Origin of the sequence: uncultured Fretibacterium sp., assembly GCF_938040765.1 — a bacterium.
Classification (GTDB): domain Bacteria; phylum Synergistota; class Synergistia; order Synergistales; family Aminobacteriaceae; genus CAJPSE01.
This window is the reverse complement of sequence record NZ_CALIAA010000205.1, coordinates 1-3775: the sequence shown is the minus strand read 5'-3', so window position 1 is coordinate 3775 and position 3775 is coordinate 1. Positions and strand designations below refer to the sequence as shown.

7 protein-coding genes are annotated in these 3775 nt (G+C 59.6%); 3 read left to right on the top strand and 4 right to left on the bottom strand.

What is annotated here, in order from left to right:
- Positions 1–335: 335 nt before the first annotated feature.
- The 4 genes from Q0176_RS07115 to Q0176_RS07100 form a co-directional block, all read right to left on the bottom strand.
- Complete coding sequence (locus Q0176_RS07115) at positions 336–596, bottom strand: helix-turn-helix domain-containing protein (RefSeq protein WP_299300742.1); 261 nt, start codon at positions 594–596, stop codon at positions 336–338.
- A 53-nt stretch (positions 597–649) separates the two neighbouring features.
- Entirely contained in the window at positions 650–1117 is a 468-nt protein-coding gene (locus Q0176_RS07110; protein ID WP_299300739.1) for a hypothetical protein, read from the bottom strand.
- A gap of 200 nt (positions 1118–1317) precedes the next feature.
- A complete protein-coding gene (locus tag Q0176_RS07105; protein WP_299300737.1) occupies positions 1318–1554 on the bottom strand; it encodes a type II toxin-antitoxin system HicB family antitoxin in 237 nt (78 codons plus the stop codon).
- A gap of 3 nt (positions 1555–1557) precedes the next feature.
- On the bottom strand, positions 1558–1824 hold the full coding sequence (locus Q0176_RS07100; protein WP_299300734.1) for a helix-turn-helix domain-containing protein: 267 nt from the start codon (positions 1822–1824) through the stop codon (positions 1558–1560).
- A gap of 304 nt (positions 1825–2128) precedes the next feature.
- Between Q0176_RS07100 and Q0176_RS07095 the strand changes: the two genes are divergently transcribed.
- The 3 genes from Q0176_RS07095 (at position 2129) to Q0176_RS07085 (ending at position 3691) form a co-directional block, all read left to right on the top strand.
- Positions 2129–2590, top strand: a complete 462-nt coding sequence (locus tag Q0176_RS07095) for a hypothetical protein (protein ID WP_299300731.1) — start codon at positions 2129–2131, stop codon at positions 2588–2590.
- 104 nt (positions 2591–2694) lie between these two features.
- Positions 2695–2970: a hypothetical protein gene (locus tag Q0176_RS07090; protein ID WP_299300728.1), complete on the top strand. Its 276-nt coding sequence runs from the start codon at positions 2695–2697 to the stop codon at positions 2968–2970.
- Positions 2971–3031: 61 nt separating this feature from the next.
- A complete protein-coding gene (locus Q0176_RS07085) occupies positions 3032–3691 on the top strand; it encodes a hypothetical protein (protein WP_299300725.1) in 660 nt (219 codons plus the stop codon).
- The last annotated feature ends 84 nt before the right edge of the window (positions 3692–3775 follow it).

Below are 3775 nucleotides of genomic sequence, written 5' to 3'. Positions count from 1 at the left end.
CACCTCCTCGATGACGATTATACCAACGTCCGGCGTGCCGATCTGCGGCGCAGGGGAGCAGGGGGCCGTCCTCCAACCGTCGTCAAAATGACGACACTTGAGCCCCCTTGGCCTGTCCCTAATGAACCGTGAGGGACGTCAAGGGGGTGAAACGGATTCACCCCTCTATCGCCTCAGGGGGTACCGTCGGTTTTTCACAACTTCATGAAAAACCAAACCGGACCGTCCTCCTTGGCCTACCTGTAGACCTCTCTCCTGTGGCCAAGGAAGTAAATCTGTGTTACCCCCCTCCGGGGCACGACCTCAGGAGGGCGTCGGTTTTTCAGCAGGAGACTCTACAGGTCGGGTATAGATGGGGCTTCACGGTTGTCCCGTTTCTTGTCCCCGCCGGCCCTATGTTGCTCGCTTCTGACCGTCCCGTTGTACTCGTCCAGATCGGCCTTGAGGTACAGCTTCCCCCGAATGCAGGGGATGCGCCCGGCCTTGGTCTGCTGTGAGAGATTCTGACGGCTCATCCCCAAATAGTCCGCTGCCTCCGTGGAGACAAAGACCTCGGTCTCCACCCTTTCTCGAAACTCCTCCGTCTGTTTCTTCATGCCGCGTCCTCCCCTGCGTGTTCTCAATGAGTTCAGTGCGGGGACCTATTGAATCAAAGGATATCTTGTCCGAACTCGTGACCGCCGATCAGTTCGGAGACGGCTTCGCAGAACTGCCGAAACTCCAACCCCGGTTTGCCTGTCCCGTGCGGCGGCAACTCATCTATCGGGCCTTTGATGTCGATTGCCCGATCAGGGTAGGTGATCTGGATGTTCCATGAAGGCGGCATCCAATCGAGCACATCTTCATTCTCCCCGGCTATAGGGCGGGACTTCCACTCAAATACGCCCAAAGCATCGAGGCGTTCCCTGAAGCGACGCCAAACATCCTCAGAGGGAGCGGGATATTCGACAGCGCCTTTTGCCTGCCGAAAATACCTGATTACAGGAGAAACATCCTCCCCCCCAAAATCTGCATCCTCAACCGGGTTGTATTCAACTCTCCGGAAATCCTGGAAGGTTCCGAACGCATTGTCCAGCAAAAAACAAAGATAGACCCGTTCCGGTTTGTGGTCCTCCATCTCCTGCCCCTCCTCCCCGGTCAAAAGATCGCCGGGATACCGGCCTGCCTGCACAGGGCGTTTGCCGTGATACGGTCGAAGGTCGTGTGACGCTTGACCGGGACCATCTTGCCCTTGCCGTTGCTGTAGATGCTGTGATTGCCGCCCTCCCGTTGCAGAAAAAACCGTATTGCTCCAGGTGCCTCACGAGCTCGCGCCGGTTAACCGACATGCGCCCCTCCGTCCGTGACCACAGGGAGAGGCTCGAAGAGGACCTGAGTCTGCGGTGGGACCTGCCCCGTCTCCAGATAGGCCCGCGTCATCTCCTGGGCGGCGTCTATCAGCATGGCCCGGCACTCCTCCAGGGTGCCCCCCTCCGTGATGACCTCCGGCCATTCGAGGAGCTGCCCCATATAGCCCGCCTCTATCTTCGTGTAGCAAGCCGTATAGGTCGCCATCCCCTATCCCTCCTCCCCCTTGGCCGCAGACACCGCAGACGCGATTTCCTCACGCAGTGCGGCTTGCTCTGCCTTGCGGCGCTCCCATACGGCAGCAAAGCCCTGGGGACCGGGCTCGTATGCCTCGACAGATGCCCGAGGAATAACCCACGTGTTGCCGACTTTTTGAGCTTTTGGTATTTCCCCTTTAATGCAAAGTTGCCTGATGCGTCCGGTCGATAACCCAAGAAAAGCAGCCGCATCCTTGACGGTCATGAAATTTTCAAGCATAGGAGCACCTCCCTTCCCAAAGCCATTATAGCAACGATAACGATAATATTATCTTCATCGTTAATAATAGGTATTATTACGTATTGATTATGATAACGATATCGTTAATAATATCTCCATCAACCAAGGCGAGGCAGCTTGACAAGGTGAGGCCCAGGGGACGGGCAGAGGAGGTCCCCCCAACCGGGGAGCGGGAGTCGGGAGCGTCAGGCGCGACGAGCGGCGGAGAACGCGAAGAGCCGGGGGAGGCAAGGCGGAGGCGAGACCGAGGCCGAGCGGGACAAAACGAAAGGAGATGATCGGTATGGAAGATCGGTACGTGCTGATGTCGGGGACTGGGGACTTCGACGAGGTCATCCGGGGGACGGCGGCGGAGTGCTCCATGGGGTACTGCGAGATCATGGGGCACGAGCTCCGGGTGGAGCGGGACGAGGACGGGGATTGGTTCTACTCCCGCAACACCACGGGGGACGAGGACGACTGGGAAGAGTACGACCGGGTGCCCTGCGACGGGGACGAGGCGGAGGCCCTGAAGGAGGCCCACAGGTGGTTCTTCCTGGACTACCTGGACAGCGCGGACAGCATTGAGGGGAGTGATCTGATAACGGTCCCCGAGGAGGAGGCCGGGGCGTTCCTGCTGGACTACGACGAGCTACTGGGGTTCATCACGGCGCGGGAGGTCAGGGAATACTGCCTGGACCTGGACGAAAAGTTCGAGACGCGGCTCTGGTTCCACGAGAACCGGGGAAAGAGGAAGGCGGCCTAGGGAGGCGACCCTGGACCGCCGTGCACCACAGGAAGAGACACATCAACCCGAGGGCGGTTCCATTGTACCGCCTTCGGGGACCAAATCCAAGGGAGGCTGTGACGATGGGACAGAAGGAGCTTGCAGCGAAGGTAAGGGACCTGAAGGGGCTCAAGCAAATGGCCGAGGAGCTGGCGGCGGAGATAGCGTCCATCGAGGACGACATCAAGGCGGAGATGACGGCACGGGGCGTGTCGGAGATGCTGGTGGACGTGTTCAAGGTCCGCTGGACCAAGGTCCTGAGCAGGCGGTTCGACACGACGGCGTTCAAGGCGACCCACACCGATCTTTACGGGCAATACCTGAAGGAGGTCGAGACCCGGCGGTTCAGCGTGGCGTAGGGAGGGCGGGGGCCTCCTTGGCCCCCTCGGCATCAGGAGACGAGCGCAAGGGAGGGAGGGCATGACCCGATATCCAGAGGCCCCCATGGGGTACGAGCCGGACGATATCCCGTTTGACGACCCCCGCCCCGACGAGGGCGACCTGTCGGAGCGCGAGCCGGAGGGGAGGCCCGGCAAGAAGAAAAAGAGCAGAGGAGAGGTGAGATTTTTCAGGATGTCCGCCGCGATATGGAGCGACCCCAATCTGCACCTGAAGCGTTTCACGGCGAACGGGCGCTATCTGTTTCTGTCGCTCCTGTTCGCAAGGCATTCCCGAATGAGCGGGCTGTTCCCATTCCAGCAGGGATTGATATGCGGGGACACGGGGCTCTCGGAAAGCGAGCTCAAGGGGGCGATGGAGGAGCTGATTGCCGCCGGGCTGGTCTACTTCGACCCCAGGGGACAGACCGTCTTCGTCCCCTACATGATGGACAACGCCGTATTCTCCCCAAACAATCTCATCGGCATGTTCCAGGACGCACGGCAGACCATGACGTACACGAGGCTTTTCGAGCCCTTCGCCGACCGATTGAAAGAATGGGCCGAGTATTTCCTTACGAGGCTCCGCAAGGAGGGGAGCGACTCCGCGCAGGAGGGGGACCGCGCAGGGCTGAAAACGCTGTCGAACCTCATCGACGAAATAGAGGAGACGGTGGAGGACGCCCGTTTCGACTGGGAGTGAAGGGGGGGGACCTCCTCCCTAACCCCCTGGGGGGAGCAAGAAAGAAGAAAGAAGTAAGAAGAAAGAAGTAAGAAGAAAGAAGTA